This is a genomic window from Streptosporangium sp. NPDC049078, assembly GCF_040648855.1.
Lineage (GTDB): Bacteria > Actinomycetota > Actinomycetes > Streptosporangiales > Streptosporangiaceae > Streptosporangium.
The window spans coordinates 87,750-104,836 of the sequence record NZ_JBEZEL010000025.1; the positions used below are offsets into that span (position 1 = coordinate 87,750).

The window sequence follows — 17,087 nt, forward strand, 5'->3', positions numbered from 1 at the left end:
GGGACGCACGCCAGGATGAGGGCATGCGTCACCTTTATCTGAATGGAGCCTGGCAGGCGTCCGCGTCGGGCGAGAGCATCGACGTGATCAACCCCGCCACCGAGGAGCGGATCGACAGGGTTCCCGCAGGGGCGCCCGCCGACGTCGAGGCCGCGGTGGCCGCCGCCCGCGCCGCCTTCCCCTCCTGGTCCGCGACGCCTCCCGCCGAGCGGGGCAGGATCCTCGCCTCGGCCGCCGACCTGATACGCGAACGCTCCGACCAGATAGCCAGGATCATCGCCACGGACATGGGCGCGCCGTACGGCGTGGCGATGAGGGTGCACACGCTGATGCCGGCCGGTGTGCTGGCCTCGTACGCCCAGCTGGCCGAGACCTACGACTTCGAGGGCGGGCAGGTCGGCAACTCCCGCGTCTTCAGGGAGCCGGTCGGGGTGGTCGCCGCGATCACCCCCTGGAACTACCCGCTCCACCAGGTCGTCTGCAAGGTGGGCGCCGCGCTCGCCGCGGGCTGCACGATCGTGCTGAAGCCCAGCGAGGTGGCACCGCTGGCGGCCTTCGCGCTCGCCGGGATCCTCGACGAGGTCGGACTGCCCGCCGGGGTCTTCAACATGGTCAGCGGTCACGGCCCGGTGGTGGGTGAGGCGCTGGCCGCGCATCCCGAGGTGGACATGGTGTCGTTCACCGGCTCCACCCGGGCCGGACGCCGGGTCGCCGCGCTCGCGGCCGAGACGATCAAGCGGGTGGCCATGGAACTCGGCGGCAAGTCCGCCAGCCTGATCCTGCCGGACGCCGACCTGGCGGCGGCGGCGAAGGCGACGGTGGCCAACGCCTTCGTCAACTCCGGCCAGACCTGTTCGGCATGGACCCGCATGATCGTCCATCGCGACCGGTACGACGAGGCCGTCGGTCTCGCCGTCGAGGCCGCGGGGAGATACACCGTCGGCGACCCCTTCGACGAGGCGACCAGGCTCGGCCCCCTGGTGTCGGCGGCCCAGCGTGACCGGGTCGTCCGTTACATCAACAGGGGCGAGGAGGAAGGTGCCCGGCTGGTCGCGGGAGGCACCGACCGGCCCCTGGAGCGCGGCTTCTACGTCGAGCCGACGGTGTTCGCCGGGGTGGAGCCGGGGATGGTGATCGAGCAGGAGGAGATCTTCGGCCCGGTCCTCACGATCATCCCCTACACCCGGGGGGAGGACGAGGCGGTCGCGATCGCGAACGGCACGCCGTACGGCCTGGCGGGCGCGGTGTGGGCGGGCAGTGAGCAGCGTGCGGTCGAGGTCGCCAGGCGGCTGCGCACCGGCCAGGTGGCGGTCAACGGCGGCCGGTTCAACCCGCGGGCGCCCTTCGGCGGCTACAAGCAGTCGGGTATCGGCCGCGAGCTGGGCGAGTTCGGGCTCGAGGAGTATCTGGAGATCAAGGCCGTCCAGCTCTGACGGCCGCCCGGCGACCACCGGGGATCGGCCCGAGGTCGCCCTCACGTGACGGCCGCCCGGCGACCACGGAGGTCAGGGGGCCTGGAGCAGGACCTTCCTGGCGGCGTCCCTGGCGAGCCTGTCCACATACAGCCTGCCGTCGAGGTGGTCGGTCTCGTGCTGGAAGCAGCGCGCCAGCATGCCGCGGGCCCTGATCCGGATCGGCCGCCCCAGCCGGTCCAGGCCGCTCACGGTGACTCCCGCGGCCCGGGGCGTCCTGGCGTAGATCGGGGTGCCGGTCTCGCGGCCGGGAACGGACAGGCAGCCCTCCTCGTCGAGGACCTCGGCGTCGTCGTCCACGGTCAGTTCCGGGTTGATCACATGGCCCTTGCGGTTGCTGCAGTCGTAGACGAAGATCCGCTTCGACACGCCGATCTGCGGACCGGCCAGGCCGACACCCTGAGCGGCGTACATCACGGCGAACATCTCGTCGATCATGCGCCGCAGGTCGCGGTCGAATTCGGTGATCGGTTCGGCGGGTGTGCGCAGGACAGGGTCACCGACCACTCGGATGTCACGCATGTGGGAACTCTCTCTTGTAAGGGGCGGGGAAGTGCTGCGGCCATTACTCTAGTCGGGGGCCGGGTGGAGTCGCCCGCGCACACCTGCGAAACTGTGCGGGTGCGCGTCTACATCGGTGCCGACCATGCCGGCTATGAGCTCAAGAACCACGTCGTCTCCTGGCTGAAGGAGAACGGCCACGAGGTCGAGGACTGCGGTCCCTTCGTCTACGACGCGGAGGACGACTACCCGCCGTTCGTGCTGCGCGCGGCCGAGGGCGTCGTGGGCGACCCGGGCAGCCTGGGTGTCGTCATCGGTGGCTCGGGGAACGGCGAGCAGATCGCGGCCAACAAGGTGCGCGGCGTCCGGGCCGCCCTGGCCTGGAGCGAGGAGACCGCGAGGCTCGCCCGCGAACACAACAACGCCAACGTCGTCAGCGTCGGCGCGCGGATGCACGAGCCGGAGGAGGCGATCCGGTTCGTCGAGACCTTCCTCGGCACCGCCTACTCAGGGGCCGAGCGGCACAACCGGAGGATCGCGCAGCTCGACTCGTACGAGACCATCGGCCAGCTCCCGCCGCTGCCGTAGTCCTCACCGGTGGCGCTCGCGGGGCGGTGACTCCCCGCGCGGCGCCTCCCGGCGCGGCCCGCTCCGCGCGGGCTCCTTGCGGGGTGGCGTCTCGTCGCGCAGGGGGCGGCGATCCGCGGCCTCCTGCTGCTCGCGCGACGGGCGTGAGACGTCTCGCGCCCGCATCGCGGTGATCGCGGTGATCTGCAAGCTCTGCAGTGCCATGCCGGTCACCATAACCCGCTCGGGCCCACCCTCAGAAGAGCCCCCGGAAGGGTCCTCGGAAGAGCCGTCAGAAGACCAGGCCGGCCCAGGGAGCGGGGCCCCACGACATGGCGGTGGACAGCTCTCGCAGGGCACCCGCACGCGACTCCCGCACCACGCCCGCCGCGAGCAGCGCCGCCAGCGGGCGCCCGCCCAGGTAGGCGGCGCCCAGTACGGAGACGGGCAGGGTCAGGTCGGCGGGGTCCTCCGAGGGGGCGCAGCGGGCGCCGGAGGTGTCGGCCGTGAGCCGCCAGCGGCGCGCGTTCCACGGGCACACCGTGTCCTCGACCTCGATCACCACATCCACCGGCGCGCTGTATCGGCGGGCGGGAAGGGCACGATCGACGTCCACGACGCGGATCCACAGGTCGTCCAGCCAGAGCGCGTGAAGTGCGCGCGGCTCGGCGAGCAGGTGGATCAGCGGGTCGTCCGCGGGCCGGCTCGGGGCGAAGACGTGGGAGACCAGGTCGCGGTCCAGGACGTGGCGCCAGAGCAACGCGTAGGCGGCGGGATCGAGGCCGAACAGCTCCTTGAGCCGCAACTCGCCCGCGGGAAGGTCGTGGTCGTCGAAGGATGCCTTGATCCGGAAGAGCGCGTAGCCGCGCGGGCCGCCGTCGTCCTCGGCGACCACGGCGCGCAGCGGACCGGCGCCGCCCTGGTCGGACTCGTGGTCGCTCAGCACCGCGTCCCAACGCGCGGCCGGGCGGTCGTACAGCCCGGGGCGCTCCTCGAACGCGGACTCGTAGATCTTCTCGAAGACGGACCTGGCGTCCGCCGGTTTGACGATGCGCAACCGCAGGGTGGGATCGACCGGGGCGTTCCGGGTGAAGGCCGCTTTCGCCGTGGGGATACGGAAGAGCAGGTTGTCGGCGGCCCTGCCGTAGCCGTAACGACCGTAGATCGCGGCCTCGGCCGCGTAGAGCGCGGCGACGGCCTCACCTCGCTCGTGGAGATCCGACAGCTGGCGGGTCATCAGCGAGGAGAGGATGCCCCGGCGCCGGTGCGAGGGCAGCACGCCGACCGCGGTGACGCCGCCGACGGGGATCGGGCCGCCGGGCACGTTCATGCTGAAGCTGAGCGCCGCGGCGGTGCCCACGAGCAGGTCGCCGTCGAACACGCCGAGCGAGCGGTCGAACTCGGCGATGCGCCTGAAGAGCTCCTGCCGGTGTTCGGGGACGGCGATGCCGAACGCCTCCTCGTCCAGGGTGTTCCAGGAGGACCATTCGGCTTTGCTGATCGGGCGCATGCTGAGAGTCATCTGTCAAACGGTAGTAGGGGACAAACGGGTCTGGCCATCTAATATCCCTGCTTAATGATCAAGGCGTTGGTCAAGTGGGCTGCCCAAAGGGGGGATAGCCCGATACAGTCGAGCGCATCATGAGTTCCCGTCCGGTGCCGCTGCTCCCTCCGGCGCTCCGCGCGTTCCTGGTCCGCATCCCGCTTCTCGTCCCCATCGTGCGATTCCTGCGGCGCGGCCCTCTGGCACGTGACCGGAACCTGCTCATCACCCTGATTCTGCTCACCCTGCTGATCGGCGGGCTGGCCGCCAGGGTCTCCATGGAGTGGTTCTCGCCGGCGTTGATGATCCCGATCACCCTCGTGGCGGGGCTCCAGCTCCGGCTGAACAGTCTCGTCAAGCTGCTGTGCGCGGTCGCGGTCTCCCTGATCTACGTGGCCGTGGTGCGGGGAGTGGGACACATCGGCCCCGGCCTGCTGGTCACCTTCGGCTTCACCGCGGTGCTGGCCGCGCTGATGGCCCGCACCCGCGGCAAGCTCGGTGTGCAGGGCCTGCGCGGCGACGCGATGCTGCTGGAGTTGCGCGACCGTCTCAAGAGCCAGAGCGACCTGCCCCCGCTGCCCAAGGAGTGGGGTTCCAAGGTCGTTCTCAAGCAGGCCGGAGGCTCCTCCTTCGGAGGCGACTTCCTGGTCTCCATGCGCGAGGGCGACATGATGGATCTCGCCCTGGTCGACGTGTCGGGCAAGGGCGTCGACGCGGGCACCCGGGCACTGCTGCTGTCGGGCACCTTCGGCGGGCTGCTCGGCTCGGCCACCGACTTCCTGCCCGCCTGCAACACCTATCTGCACCGCCAGCGCGAGGCCGAGGGCTTCGTCACCGCGGTCCACCTCCGGCTCAACCTCGTGACGGGCGAGTACGTCATCACCTCGGCCGGCCATCCTCCGGTGGTCAAGTTCGAGTCGGGGACCGGGACGTGGCGGGTCTCCACGGCAAAGGGGGTCGTCCTCGGTGTCGTGCCCGACCTGCACTGCGAGGTCGACCGGGGGATGCTGCGCAAGGGCGACGCGCTCATGCTCTACACCGACGGCCTGATCGAGCAGCCGGGGCGCGACATCGACGCCGGTCTCGACCGCCTGCTCGGAGAGGCCGAGCGCCTGATGCCCTCGGGGTTCCGCGACGGTGCCCGCAACCTGGTCGCCTCCATGTCGTCGGGCCACAACGACGACTGCGCCCTCATCCTCATCTGGCGCCCCTGAATCCGGCGTCGCCGGGGGAAGGCCGTCGGGGGAAGGTCAGAGCCACCCCGAGTCGCCGGCGATGCGTACGGCGTCGAGGCGGTTGCGCGCCTGTGTCTTGCACATGATCCGCGACAGGTGGTTGCGGACCGTTCCCACGGAGAGGAACAGCTGGTCGGCGATCTCGCCGGACCTGGCCCCCTGCGCGACCAGCCTGAGCACGTCGAGCTCCCGGCGGGTCAGGGGGTTCTCCGCCGATCTGAGGGCGGCCACCGCGAGCTCGGAGTCGACCGCGCGGCGGCCGGCCGCGACCTGGCGGACGCCGTCGGCCAGCTGCTCGGGGCCGACCTCCAGGCTCATGAACCCGAGCGCGTGGACGGCGAAGGCCCGGCGGACCTGGACCGGACGGGGAGTGCGCGACAACAGGAGGACCCGGCAGCCGGGAGCCCTCTCGTGCAGCCGGAGCGCGACGGTGAAACCGCAGACGTCCGGCAGTTCGAGATCGATGACCGCAGTCTCCGGGGTGTGCCGCAGGACGGCGGGAAGCACGTCCTCCCCGGTGGAGACGTCGGCCACCACTTTCATGTCGTTCTCGTTCTCCAGCGTCGCCACCAGTCCGCGCCGGACCAGGGGAAGATGCTCGGCCACCAGGATCCCGATCAAAACGCCCCTCTCTCCCGCCCTCACCCTCATCAAAGAGTGTTCGTGCGATCGCTGAATGTCAACGGAGTGTGTCCGATCGGCGAAGGATGGGCAATGGCCCGGACCGGCCAGGAACAGCCGGTGACGCCGCGCTCCGCGTCGGCGTGGGGGACGGATACTTGGGCTAACCTCTTATGGGGCATTGTCGGTGAAACCGCGATGGGAGTACGAACCTGTGAGCTGGCTCTCCGTGGTCGGGGTCATTGTCTTTCTCGTGGGGCTGATGGTGTCCATCGGGCTGCACGAAATCGGTCACCTGGTGCCGGCCAAACTGTTCGGTGTCAGGGTCACCCAGTACATGGTCGGGTTCGGTCCGACCATGTGGTCACGTCACAAGGGCGAGACCGAGTACGGCATCAAATGGCTCCCGCTCGGCGGATACATCCGCATGATCGGCATGCTGCCGCCCCGGCCCAACGACGCCCCCGGCAAGGTGCGCTCGGTCTCCACGGGTCCCTGGCAGGGCCTGATCGAGAACGCCCGCGACGTCGCCCTCGAGGACGTACGACCGGGCGACGAGGACCGGGTGTTCTACCGCAAGCCCTGGTGGCAGAAGGTCATCATCATGTCCGGCGGCCCGGCGATGAACTTCGTGCTGGCGTTCATCCTGTTCGGCGTCGTGCTCATGGGGTTCGGCATTCCCACGCAGAAGACCGAGATCGCCTCGATCCCGCAGTGCGTGAAGACCGCCGCCGACTACGCCAAGAACCCCGAGTGCACCGCGGCCGACATGCCCAGCCCGGCCAGCGTGGCGGGGTTGCGGCCGGGGGACGTCATCGTGTCCGTGGCGGGTATGCCCGCCACGAGCTGGGACGTCGCGACGCGGGCCATCCGCGACCACGGCGCGGGTCCGGTCGAGATCGGTATCAGGCGGGCCGGTCAGGAGCTGACCGTGACCGCCGGCCTCATCGCGCAGGACCGTGAGTCGCTGGACGAGCCCGGCAAGATCGAAAAGGGTGTCGGCTATCTCGGGGTGAGCCCGAAGATCGTCATCGAGCAGCAGAGCTTCGGCGCCGTCGCCGAGCACATGGGGGACCTCACCTCGGCCACCGCCGCCGCGCTGCTCAGGTTCCCCGAGAAGATGGTCGGCGTCTGGCACGCCGCCTTCTCCGGCGACGAACGCGACAAGAACGGCCCGATCGGTGTCATCGGCGTGAGCCGTATCGGCGGTGAGATCGCCGCGGCCGCGATCCCGCTGGAGAACAAGGTCGTCGTCTTCATCAACCTGCTGGCGGGCTTCAATCTGGCGATCGGCCTGTTCAACCTGATCCCGCTGCTTCCCCTGGACGGCGGCCACATCGCGGGCGGCCTGTGGGAGGGGCTCAAGCGCGGTTTCGCCCGTGTGACGCGCCGCCCCGCGCCCGGCCACGTCGACATCGCCAAGGCGCTTCCCCTCACCTACGCGATCGCCTTCCTGATGATCATCATGGCGGGCCTGCTGATGTACGCCGACCTGGTCAATCCGGTCCGCCTGTCCGGCTGAGCGTCTCCCGCCCAGGCGTCCCGTGCGCGCCGATCTTCCCGGTCCCGGCCCGAGGCGGCGTCGTGCGCGCCGTCGCCGCAGGGCCGGAACACGCGGCACATCCGTCCGCAGCGGCTAGGGTGGCGCCGTGAACGAGGGGACGCCTGGAGCGGTGATCGACGTGGCCCTGTTCCGGCTGCGTCGAATCTGGTCGCGGCCGTTGCGGCCGCGCAACGCCGGGGAGCCGCAGCGGCCGGTGCACATGTCGAACGTGATGGTCGTGCACGCCGTGCACAAGCTGAGCCTGGACGTGCCCGAGGTGACCGTGGGCGCCGTCGCCGAGCAACTGGGCGTCGATCCGTCGACCGCCAGCAGGTTGGTCAACGACGCGGTCGGCGCGGGGTTCGTGGAGCGTGAGGAGTCGGCCGTGGACGCCAGGCGGGCCAGGCTCGTGCTGAGCGAGCGGGGCCGCCGCGTGCTGGAGGTGGTGGTCCGTCACCGGCGCACCTACCTGGACGGCCTGATGGCCGACTGGGACGAGCCGGACCGCGAGGCGTTCGCCCGGCTGCTCGGCCGTTTCGCCGAGGCCGCCGTGGCCCGTCCGGCGAACCTGGCCAACCTCGACCGGCTGATCGCCGAGACCCTCGCGGAGACCTCCGCCCCGGGCTGAACCGCACCCTCTCGGGTCCGGTGTCTTCGCGGGGCCTGTGCGGCCTCCTGGTCGCGTAGGCTCCCGCCGGGCGGCGTCGGAGGTGAGCGGACGGGGGGCGCGCCTCTCGGTATATGTGTTTAGTCATCATGTTCTCCAACAAGTGAGACTTGGCCCGCTACCTGCCCCTTAACAATCCCACCGAGGGCATATAGGCGAGTCCACGAGTAAAGTCGGCAATTCGCCCTGCGATCGCTTCGATCGACCCTTCGCGACAGCCGGGACCGGATCAAGAAGTGTCAATATTCGCCCGGGTCGACCGGTGGATCGGTGATGAAAATCCGGCACGCGGCCAAAGGTTTGTCATCGGATCATTCGGGCCGAGTGTGGCTTTTCGCCGCTCGATCCAGATTCTTTCTTCAAGCGGTCATGCTTTCCCATCGCCCGAGACCGGTGTTCTCCGATGCCGGGTTCGCCGCCATTCGGGGATTCGCCGGTGCTCGAATTACTGTGGAGGGGTTTCGGCGTTCGTCGTGACGGCCCCCCACGTCGGTCGCGCCGAAAAGTGATCGAGCTGGATGGATCAGGAAAGAAGGCGTTCCCAGGTGCGCGCGAATTCAGAGAGAATACTTGTCGTCGGGGCCGGGGTAAGCGGGTTGACCAGCGCGCTGTGCCTGGCCAGGGAAGGGTTCCGCGTCACCGTCGTCGCGGAGCGATTCGCCCCCGACATCGTCTCGGTCGTCGCGGGCGCGCTGTGGGAGTGGCCACCCGCGGTGTGCGGCTACCACCACGACCAGATCTCGCTCGCCCGCTCCAAGGACTGGTGCGTCACCTCGTACGAGATGTTCGAGAGGCTGGCCAGGGCGAAGGTTCCCGGGGTGGCGATGCGAAGGTCCAACTTCTATTTCAAGCACCCCGTCGAGGAGAACCCGCACGACCTCCACAAGATGCGGGAACTCGCGGGGAAGGTGCGCGGCTTCGTCCGCGACCGGACCCTCGCCGAACGCAACGGCGTCAGCCCCGACTACGGCGTGGTCGACGCGTACTCGCACCTGGCGCCCATGATCGACACCGATCAGTACATGGCGTGGCTGATGCGGCAGGTCAAGATCCACGGTGTGCGGGTCGAACGGTACCGGGTCGAGGGCCTGCTGGCCGAGCGGAGGGAGGAACTCCTCGACCGCTTCGACGCCGAGGTGATCGTCTGCTGCGCAGGCCTGGGCACCGCCGCACTCCGCGGCATCGGCATGTATCCGCTGCGCGGCGCGCTGGTGCGGGTACGCAACGACGGGCTTCGCGGACGCCGGATCCGCGAGGCCCACTGCGTCTCCCACGACGAGGAGAACAAGGACGAGCAGGACATCGTCTTCATCGTGCCGCGCAATCCGAGACTCCTCGTTCTCGGCGGGCTGGCGGAAAAGGACGAGTGGGACACCGGAATCAATCTGGAGAACCACGCTCCGGTACGGGAGATGTACGAGCGATGCCTCGCCTTCATGCCCGCGCTGCGACACGCCAGGCTGGATCCCGACGAGCCGGTACGGGCGGGACTGCGGCCGTTCCGGGCCGAGAACGTCTGCCTTGAGTGGGACGACGAGGAAAAGGTCGTCTACAACTTCGCGCACGGCGGGGCCGGATTCAGTTTTTCCTGGGGCTGCGCCCAGGAGGCCGTCGGTCTGGTGCGCGCGGCGATAGAGGACCGCAAGTACTCGTATTCCTTCTAGTGGACCTCGCCAGAGAGCGGATAGGCGTCAAAAATGCGGAGAACCGTCAAGTGCTTCCTGGCCGCGAACTCGGCCCTCGTGCTCACCGCGTGCCTGCCATTCGGTGTCGTGAACACCGGTGTCATGTCGTCGCGGCATTCAGGACCGCCCGTTCCCCATGAAAGCCCTTCGCCCACGCCTCGTTCCGAGCACACCCCGCCGGCCCGGTTCCCCCTCCTTCGCGTCGGCGACAGGGGAGCCCAGGTCCAGCAGATCCACCGGCGCCTCGACCGGCTGGGGTTCGGGCCGGGAGACGTCGGCGACGAGTACCGTCCCGCGCTGCGCGCGGCCGTGTGGGCCTTCCAGAAGGCGAACGGACTGCCTGCCACCGACCAGATCGACCCGCGGACCTGGCGAGCGCTCTCCCGCCCGGCGCGCCTCAAGCCGCTGGTGCCGTACGGGGAGCCCACGAGGGTGGAGATCGACCTGCGCCGCCAGTTGCTCACCGCGTGGAAGGACGGCAGGCCCGCGCTGGTCTCCCACATCTCAACCGGAAACGGCGAACACTACTGCAAGAAGGGCCACTGCGGGGTCGCGGTCACGCCCACCGGTGACTTCCGCGCCTGGTACCGGACGCCCGGATGGACGAGCGGGCCGCTGGGCGACCAGTTCTACACCATCTATTTCAACCAGGGCATCGGCTTCCACGGCTCGGAGCGGGTCCCGCGGCACCCCGCGTCCCACGGATGCATCCGGGTGCCGCTGCACAACGCCAAGGCGCTCTACGACATGACCCCGATCGGCACTCCCGTCCACGTCCGCCGTCCCGAGGCTCCCGAGCGCTCGAAGTCCTCCGAGCGCCCTGTGTCTCCGGCGTCTCCGGCGTCTCCGGCGTCTCCGGCATCTCCCGGGCGGGACACGGACCGGCCGAAGACGCTTTGAGAACGCCGCCGCACAGTCCGCCCCCGGCCGTTCGGGCCGGGGGCGGACTCATGTCCGGCACCTCGGGCCCTCCCGGTCCGAACGACCCCCGGCACCGGGTCGAACCACCGGGGCCGACGGGTCACGGGAAAAGATTCGAACCCCGGCCACCAGGCAGGACAACCATATTCAAGAACTGTCAAGGGTGCCGTGAAACCGGCGCGAAACCATCGTGAAACTGCACTCGGAAAAGCTGACTCCGCCAGCAAGGAACAACCCCGAAAGGAGGTGTTTCAGATGCGGAGTGAGGTCTACGCCCCGAGCGAGGTGTACGCCCCCAGCGAGGTCTACGCGCCGAGCGAGGTGTACGCGCCCAGCGAGGTCTACTAATTCGGTGAATTGAACGCCGATATCTGGCGGGAGAGGATTTCATAAGTCTTCTCCCGCCTTTTAACCATACTTGACCATGTGATCGGCTGATCCGGAAAAGAGTGGGGCATTGGCGGGCTTGCACACGTATACGCGCGCGGACGACGTCGCGTGGGGGGATCTGGAGTTCCCGCCCGTGGTCGAGTTGGACACCGTCGGACTGCGGCGCAACTGGAGCGCCTGGTTCACGCTGACCTCCACGGTGGACGGGCCGCTCTGCGCCGAGAGCACCCCCCTGTTGCTCGCCCTGCTGCGCGACGAGAACCAGGACGAACTGCTTCCGCACTGCTCCCTCATCCTGCAGGGAGACTCGCGGTCCTGGCTGGCGAGGCAGGCGAGGCAGGACGTGTTCCTGGGGGACTCGCCGGCGGACGTGGCGGCGAACACCGGCCTGGAACCGTGGCTGTTCCTCAGCCGCCAGATCGCCGAGTGGCCGCATCAGTCCGTACCACGGCGCGCGGTGCTCGTCAGGATCCTCACGCAGCTCGGGTTCTACCGGCTCGCGGCGGAGCTGACCGCCGACGGCGCCGAGGGCACCCACCCCGCGGGCGACCACCTCGCCTACGAGACCGCGCGGGCGCTGCGCCAGCATCTGCGCGACTCCGCGGTGACGGACGCCTTCGCCAGGCTCGCCACAGAGGGAGAACTGCCGGTACCGCGCGTGCTCTCGTGCACCCAGCTGATCTCGATCCTGTTGCGGGACAGGGGAGGCGAGCGCGGGAGCGACTACTGGATGGCGTACGGCCAGGAGCTGTTGCCCACCCTGAACGAGGTCGAGCCCTGGTCGCGCGCGCTCACGGTGAGCAGGTTCTGGCGGGCCGCGGCCTTTCACCGGATCACGGAGAAGGACGAGTACGGGGCGCGGGAGGCGATGGACGCGGCGTACGAGGCGGGTGCCGAGGCCGAGAGCCTCGCCGCCGACTCGCAGCAGTGGCACAGCGCCCGGGAGAACACCAGGCTGCTCCTGGACGTGACCGTGAAGGCGGGCACCATGCTCCACCCCGCGGAACACGTGGAACGGGCGGCCGAGCAGCTGTTGCGGCTGGACGGCAACGAGCCCTCCGCACGCTACTTCGCCGGCGCCTGGTTCCAGCGCGAAGGCGACCTCAAGCGGGCGGCCGTGGAGTTCGAGCTCGGTGCCCAGGCGGGTGGTCTTCGAGGAGCCGGCGCGGCCTACAAGGCGGTGCTCTGCCGGCGGCGGCTGGGAGACGCGGACGGAGTCGCGCGCACCACTCGCCTGCTCTTCGAACTCGACCCCGCCGCGCTGCTCCCCGAGGACTCCGTCCCGGAGGGCGTGAGCGCATGACGACGAGGGAGGTCCCGGGCGCCGGAGACCTGCGGACCACGGCGGAACCGAAGGTCTCCGGCGCGCCACCGGGCGGGCACGGAGGGCGGCGCCTGGACTCGAAGATCTCCAGCGGCCTCGGCCGCAACTTCTGGCTGCTCTGGGGAGGCTGGTCGGTCTCGAGCGTGGGAAACGGCCTGACCGTCACCGCGCTGCCGCTGCTGGCCGCCGACCTCACCAGCGATCCGGCGACGCTCTCCCTCGTCGGGATGGCGGACAAGCTTCCCTGGCTGCTGCTCGCCCTGATGGGAGGCGCGCTCGCCGACCGCTGGGACCGGCGCCGGGCGATGTGGGTGTCGGACGCCGTCCGGTGCGCGATCCTCATCGTCCTGTTCGTCGCGGTGCTCGGCGGCTGGGCCTCGATCCCGCTCCTCATGGTGATCGCCTTCAGCATCACGTCGATCGAGACCGTCTACGACAGCTCGCGCTCGGCGATCCTGCCGATGGCCGTCTCGCAGGACCGGGAGGCGCTTGAGCGGGCCAACAGCAGGCTGATGACCGCGAACACGGTCGCGCTGAAGTTCCTGGGACCGGCGCTCGGCGGTGTGCTCTACACCGTGGGCCGGGCCGTACCTGTGGGCGTGGACGCCGTCAGCTTCGCCCTGAGCTCCCTCTTCTCGTTCCTCATGCGCGGCGATTTCCGCACCGACGGTGTCCGGGCGGCGACGACGTCCGGCGCGAAACCCCGGCGCGCGATGCGCGAGGAGATCGGCGAGGGGGTGCGCTGGCTGGCCCGCCATCGCGTGCTCCGGGTGTTCACCCTGGTCGCGGGTCTCACCAACATGTGCACGGTCGGCCAGTTGGCGATGCTGGTGCTGTACGCCCGCCAGGTCATGCTGATCAGCGACGTGGCGTACGGTCTGCTGCTCGCCTCGGTCGCGGTCGGCAGCGTGACGGCGGGTTTCACGTGCCGGATGTTCACCCGCCGGCTGGGACCGGCGAGGTCCGCGCTCGGCGGGGCGATGCTGGGCGCGCTGGGCTTCACGATCCTGGGGTTCACCGGTGAGGTCGCCTTCGTCGCCCTCGGCCTCGCCGTCACCGGCTACACCGCGATGACCTGGAACGTCACGACCGTTTCGATCCGGCAGGCGATCGTCCCCAAGGAGCTGACCGGACGGGTGAGCAGCGTGAACAGGCTCGTGGCCTTCGGGCTGATGCCGGTCGGCATATTCCTGGCCGGTCAGATCGCGACCCACGCCGACCTGGAGACCGTTTACCGGGTGGGTGGCCTGTTCGGGGCGGCCGTGTCGCTCATCGGACTGTTGACGCTTTCCAACGCCGCAGTCGAGAGGGCCCTGCACGAGGCGGGGGCCAAGTAGGCGATCGACCGGTGTACGGCTGAGCCCGTGCCCTCGTCGGCGCGAATCCCAAGAATGGAGAACGGTGGCATGGCACTCGAAACATCGACGGCACGCGAGATCAAGGTGAGCCGGGAGCGCGTCTGGCAGGCCTGGACCGACCCCAAGGAGGTCCGCGCCTGGCTGAACCTGCACGACGCGAGCGTCCCGGTCGAGACGGGTGATCCGCTTCGCTGGCACTTCAACCGGGGAGGGAGGGTCGACCTCGTCTTCACGGCGACGCTGCGCGAGGTCGACCCCGGTTTCTCGTGCTCCTACGACTGGGACGTGCCGGGGAACGACGAGCCGACCTCCGTGGAGGTGGAGTTCGTCCAGGTCGACGAGGACAGCACCGAGGTGAAGGTACGCCACTCGGGTTTCAGTGACTCGGTCCGCTCCCGGGTGGAGTTCGACGCCTACGACCACCACTGGTGGCACTACCTGGAGCGGCTCGCGGCCTACCTGGAGCACCGCCCGTTCCAGTTCCACAAGACGCTGACGCCGCCCAAGACGGGCATCATCCCGCTGGGGGTCACCCCGGAGACCGGGATGGTCGTGCAGGACGTGGCGATCAACTCCGCCGCCGAGTTCGTCGGGATCCAGCCCGGCGACGAGATCCACGCCATCGACGGCGTCACGCTCAAGGAGATGGAGGACTTCCACCGTTGGCTCGACGACGCGGTACCCGGGCAGAAGGCGACGTTCACCCTCCAGGACCGCACGGTCGAACTGGTGCTGCGTCCGTTCACGGCATGACGTCCCGACGATGATCAGCGTGGACGGCTTCCGGGCCGCACTCGCCCGGTTTCCCAGCGGCGTCACGGTCGTCACGGCCCGGGGGGAGCGGGAAGGCTCGCACGGTCTGACCGTGAGCGCCTTCTGCTCCGTCTCCGCCGAACCTCCGCTCGTCCTGGTCTGCCTGGCGCGGTCCGCACGCACGCTGCCCGCCATACGGGAGTCGGGACGCTTCGCGGTGAGCATGCTCCGCCAGCACCACGACGACGTGGCGCGCCTGTTCGCGACGACGGCCCTGGACAAGGTCAAGGGTGGGTGGGGAGCACTCACCCCGGACGGCCCGCCGGTCGTCCCCGACGCGCTCTTCTCACTGGAGTGCACCGTGCACAGTGTGCTCACCGCGGGTGACCACGAGGTCGTCATCGGCGCGGTACAGGCGTACAGCGTGCGTGACGGTGCTCCGCTGATCTACTACAGGAGGGCCTTTCACCCTCTCGCCACCGTCTTTCCCGGAGGTCGCCCAGGCGACCCGTCCATCCCTCGGGACGACGCGCGTCCGGGCGAGGCGGGCGAGTTCAGGGATGGGAACGCACACCGGAGTCGCGCGTCCTGACACGTCGGCGGATCGGCGCCCGCGCGACCGATCCGCCGTGCCGCGCGCGGAGCAGTATCGTGACCTTCATCTGAAAGGAGGATCGGGAAGACGGGCTCCTCGAAGGAGGGCGCCGCATCCTGACGACCAATGGAATATCGCCACCTCGGGCAGAGCGGCCTGATGATCAGTGAAGTCACCTTCGGAAACTGGCTCACCCACGGCGAACTGGTGGATCGGGACCAGGCGGTCGCGTGCATCCGGGCGGCACTCGACGCGGGCGTCACCACCTTCGACACCGCCGACGTCTACGCGCGGGGAGCGGCCGAGGAGGTGCTGGGCGCCGCGCTCGACGGGGTGAGACGATCGTCGCTGGTCCTCGCCTCGAAGGTCTGCCTGCCCACCGGCGAGGGACCGAACGATCGTGGCCTGAGCCGCAAGCACGTCGTGGAATCCTGCGAGGCGTCCCTGCGCCGGCTGCGTACCGACTACCTCGACCTGTACCAGGCACACCGTTTCGACGAGACGACCCCGTTGGAGGAGACGCTGATCGCCTTCGACGACCTGGTACGCCAGGGCAAGGTCCTCTACCTCGGCGTCTCCGAGTGGACGGCCCCGCAGATCGCGTCGGCGCTGGCCATCGCCGGCGAGCTCGGGCTGCGCAGCCGCATCGTCTCCAACCAGCCGCAGTACAACATGTTGTGGCGGGTCGTCGAACCGGAGATCGTCCCGCTGTGCCTGCGCGAGGGCATCGGCCAGCTGGCCTTCCAGCCGCTCGCGCAGGGGGTGCTGACCGGCAAGTACCGGCCGGGCCAGGAGCCGCCGGACGGGTCGCGGGGAACGGCCGGCGGGCGGGCTCCCACCTTCATCAGGAGGGTTCTGGGCACGACGCTCCTCGAACGTGTGCAGGCCCTGCTCCCGCTCGCGGGGGAGTGTGGCCTCTCGGCGGCCCAGCTCGCGATCGCCTGGGTGCTTCGGCAGCCGGGGGTCTCCTCGGTGGTCGCCGGTGCCACCAGGCCCGAACAGGTGACCGAGAACGCCTCGGCGTCCGGCAGGACGATCGACGACGCCGTCCTGAAGCGGGTGGACGAGGTGCTCGGGGACCTCGTCGACCGGGATCCCGCCAAGACCGCGAAAATGATGGCGGTGAAGCCGAGCTGGATGAAGGCCGACGCGGAGAACGGCTAACCGCGGGCGTCCGCGTGATCTCACCTCGTGACCTCACCGCGGTTCGCCGAGCCGGGGCGCGGGGGCAGCTCGAAGGCAGCTCGGGGCAGCTCGGGGCAGCTCGGTGTCCGCCGGAAACGCCGGTTACGGACATGACGTTATGAAGACATAACGTCATGTCCGTAACTCATGCGAGATATATCCGCTTATGACAACTTTTCAGCTTGAGGTAAAAGCCACAACTGTGTCCAGCATTTACGTATAATGGCCGGAAGCAGACAAGAGGTATGGGGGCTACCGGATGGCTGTGCGTTTTCATGTTCTCAGGCACGTTGAAATCACCGTGGACAGGCACATGGTCGGCTTGGGGCGCCGCCGGTGCGAGCGGTTCACGTTCATGTCGCCGCGCGTCCAGGAAGGGCACGCCACAGGGCGGCCGCGCGCGATCAATCGGGAGGATCGCCGCGCGAAGGGCGGTCACATCCCGCTCGTACGGACCTTGACCGGGAGCACAGGGCGGGATCCGGCCTTCGGCTGAAGCGGCCGCGCTCGCCGGAGTGGTGTGACCTGAGCCGCGCCGGAGCGCGCCCGCGATGGTCTCCCCGGGACCGTACGCGCTGTCAGAGGGCTCGCAGCGGGTCCCGTCCCGTCGCCCATGGGGCGAAGGCGGTTCACGACCTCTTTCTGGTCCCCTTTCCGGGCCTTCCCATCGGGTGCGAGACCGGTGAGATCCGCGATTCACGTTTCCGGCCGAGCCACCGGCCACCCG

Annotated in this window: 16 protein-coding genes; 12 read left to right on the forward strand and 4 right to left on the reverse strand. The window is 69.3% G+C overall.

What is annotated here, in order from left to right; genetic code table 11:
- The first annotated feature begins 23 nt into the window (after positions 1-23).
- The gene (locus tag AB0B90_RS34805) at positions 24-1,433 is read left to right on the forward strand and encodes an aldehyde dehydrogenase family protein (protein WP_362926416.1); all 1,410 of its coding nucleotides are present in this window, start codon (positions 24-26) and stop codon (positions 1,431-1,433) included.
- 72 nt (positions 1,434-1,505) lie between these two features.
- On the opposite strand, the gene def is transcribed toward AB0B90_RS34805, so the two are convergent.
- A complete protein-coding gene (gene def, locus AB0B90_RS34810; RefSeq protein WP_350949493.1) occupies positions 1,506-1,994 on the reverse strand; it encodes a peptide deformylase in 489 nt (162 codons plus the stop codon).
- Positions 1,995-2,093: 99 nt separating this feature from the next.
- Here def and AB0B90_RS34815 point away from each other — a divergent pair, with 99 nt between their 5' ends.
- Positions 2,094-2,561, forward strand: a complete 468-nt coding sequence (locus AB0B90_RS34815; RefSeq protein WP_350949494.1) for a ribose-5-phosphate isomerase — start codon at positions 2,094-2,096, stop codon at positions 2,559-2,561.
- Positions 2,562-2,564: 3 nt separating this feature from the next.
- Here AB0B90_RS34815 and AB0B90_RS34820 read toward each other — a convergent pair whose 3' ends face one another.
- A complete protein-coding gene (locus AB0B90_RS34820; RefSeq protein WP_350949495.1) occupies positions 2,565-2,765 on the reverse strand; it encodes a hypothetical protein in 201 nt (66 codons plus the stop codon).
- Positions 2,766-2,832: 67 nt separating this feature from the next.
- Positions 2,833-4,062, reverse strand: a complete 1,230-nt coding sequence (locus tag AB0B90_RS34825; RefSeq protein ID WP_362900042.1) for a GNAT family N-acetyltransferase — start codon at positions 4,060-4,062, stop codon at positions 2,833-2,835.
- 119 nt (positions 4,063-4,181) lie between these two features.
- On the opposite strand from AB0B90_RS34825, the gene AB0B90_RS34830 reads away from it, so the two are divergent.
- Positions 4,182-5,297: a PP2C family protein-serine/threonine phosphatase gene (locus AB0B90_RS34830; protein ID WP_350949497.1), complete on the forward strand. Its 1,116-nt coding sequence runs from the start codon at positions 4,182-4,184 to the stop codon at positions 5,295-5,297.
- 36 nt (positions 5,298-5,333) lie between these two features.
- On the opposite strand, the gene AB0B90_RS34835 is transcribed toward AB0B90_RS34830, so the two are convergent.
- Positions 5,334-5,939 (reverse strand): response regulator transcription factor, encoded by a 606-nt coding sequence (locus tag AB0B90_RS34835; protein ID WP_350949498.1) that lies wholly within the window; start codon positions 5,937-5,939, stop codon positions 5,334-5,336.
- A 253-nt stretch (positions 5,940-6,192) separates the two neighbouring features.
- Here AB0B90_RS34835 and AB0B90_RS34840 point away from each other — a divergent pair, with 253 nt between their 5' ends.
- From AB0B90_RS34840 to AB0B90_RS34880, 9 genes are all read left to right on the forward strand, one after another.
- Positions 6,193-7,461, forward strand: a complete 1,269-nt coding sequence (locus tag AB0B90_RS34840) for a site-2 protease family protein (RefSeq protein ID WP_362926417.1) — start codon at positions 6,193-6,195, stop codon at positions 7,459-7,461.
- A 127-nt stretch (positions 7,462-7,588) separates the two neighbouring features.
- On the forward strand, positions 7,589-8,110 hold the full coding sequence (locus AB0B90_RS34845) for a MarR family transcriptional regulator (protein ID WP_350949500.1): 522 nt from the start codon (positions 7,589-7,591) through the stop codon (positions 8,108-8,110).
- A 557-nt stretch (positions 8,111-8,667) separates the two neighbouring features.
- Positions 8,668-9,813, forward strand: coding sequence for an FAD-dependent oxidoreductase (locus AB0B90_RS34850; protein WP_362926418.1), 1,146 nt, complete (start codon positions 8,668-8,670; stop codon positions 9,811-9,813).
- Between the two features lie 33 nt (positions 9,814-9,846).
- Positions 9,847-10,734 (forward strand): L,D-transpeptidase family protein, encoded by an 888-nt coding sequence (locus tag AB0B90_RS34855; RefSeq protein WP_350949502.1) that lies wholly within the window; start codon positions 9,847-9,849, stop codon positions 10,732-10,734.
- A gap of 487 nt (positions 10,735-11,221) precedes the next feature.
- Complete coding sequence (locus tag AB0B90_RS34860) at positions 11,222-12,448, forward strand: hypothetical protein (RefSeq protein ID WP_362926419.1); 1,227 nt, start codon at positions 11,222-11,224, stop codon at positions 12,446-12,448.
- Positions 12,445-13,806 (forward strand): MFS transporter, encoded by a 1,362-nt coding sequence (locus AB0B90_RS34865; protein WP_362926420.1) that lies wholly within the window; start codon positions 12,445-12,447, stop codon positions 13,804-13,806. The genes AB0B90_RS34860 and AB0B90_RS34865 overlap by 4 nt, the downstream gene beginning before the upstream one ends.
- Before the next feature lie 69 nt (positions 13,807-13,875).
- Positions 13,876-14,580 carry an SRPBCC domain-containing protein gene (locus AB0B90_RS34870; RefSeq protein ID WP_362926421.1) on the forward strand — a complete coding sequence of 235 codons (705 nt, stop codon included), beginning with the start codon at positions 13,876-13,878 and terminating at the stop codon, positions 14,578-14,580.
- Positions 14,581-14,590: 10 nt separating this feature from the next.
- Complete coding sequence (locus AB0B90_RS34875; RefSeq protein ID WP_350949506.1) at positions 14,591-15,172, forward strand: flavin reductase family protein; 582 nt, start codon at positions 14,591-14,593, stop codon at positions 15,170-15,172.
- 129 nt (positions 15,173-15,301) lie between these two features.
- Positions 15,302-16,339: an aldo/keto reductase family protein gene (locus AB0B90_RS34880; RefSeq protein ID WP_362926422.1), complete on the forward strand. Its 1,038-nt coding sequence runs from the start codon at positions 15,302-15,304 to the stop codon at positions 16,337-16,339.
- The last annotated feature ends 748 nt before the right edge of the window (positions 16,340-17,087 follow it).

Coding starts and splice junctions, on each gene's coding strand:
- def (WP_350949493.1), bottom strand. CDS start 1,994: ATGCGTGACATCCGAGTGGTCGGTGACCCTGTCCTGCGCACACCCGCC.
- AB0B90_RS34855 (WP_350949502.1), top strand. CDS start 9,847: ATGCGGAGAACCGTCAAGTGCTTCCTGGCCGCGAACTCGGCCCTCGTG.
- AB0B90_RS34820 (WP_350949495.1), bottom strand. CDS start 2,765: ATGGCACTGCAGAGCTTGCAGATCACCGCGATCACCGCGATGCGGGCG.
- AB0B90_RS34805 (WP_362926416.1), top strand. CDS start 24: ATGCGTCACCTTTATCTGAATGGAGCCTGGCAGGCGTCCGCGTCGGGC.
- AB0B90_RS34830 (WP_350949497.1), top strand. CDS start 4,182: ATGAGTTCCCGTCCGGTGCCGCTGCTCCCTCCGGCGCTCCGCGCGTTC.
- AB0B90_RS34865 (WP_362926420.1), top strand. CDS start 12,445: ATGACGACGAGGGAGGTCCCGGGCGCCGGAGACCTGCGGACCACGGCG.
- AB0B90_RS34870 (WP_362926421.1), top strand. CDS start 13,876: ATGGCACTCGAAACATCGACGGCACGCGAGATCAAGGTGAGCCGGGAG.
- AB0B90_RS34880 (WP_362926422.1), top strand. CDS start 15,302: ATGGAATATCGCCACCTCGGGCAGAGCGGCCTGATGATCAGTGAAGTC.
- AB0B90_RS34850 (WP_362926418.1), top strand. CDS start 8,668: ATGGATCAGGAAAGAAGGCGTTCCCAGGTGCGCGCGAATTCAGAGAGA.
- AB0B90_RS34875 (WP_350949506.1), top strand. CDS start 14,591: ATGATCAGCGTGGACGGCTTCCGGGCCGCACTCGCCCGGTTTCCCAGC.
- AB0B90_RS34825 (WP_362900042.1), bottom strand. CDS start 4,062: ATGACTCTCAGCATGCGCCCGATCAGCAAAGCCGAATGGTCCTCCTGG.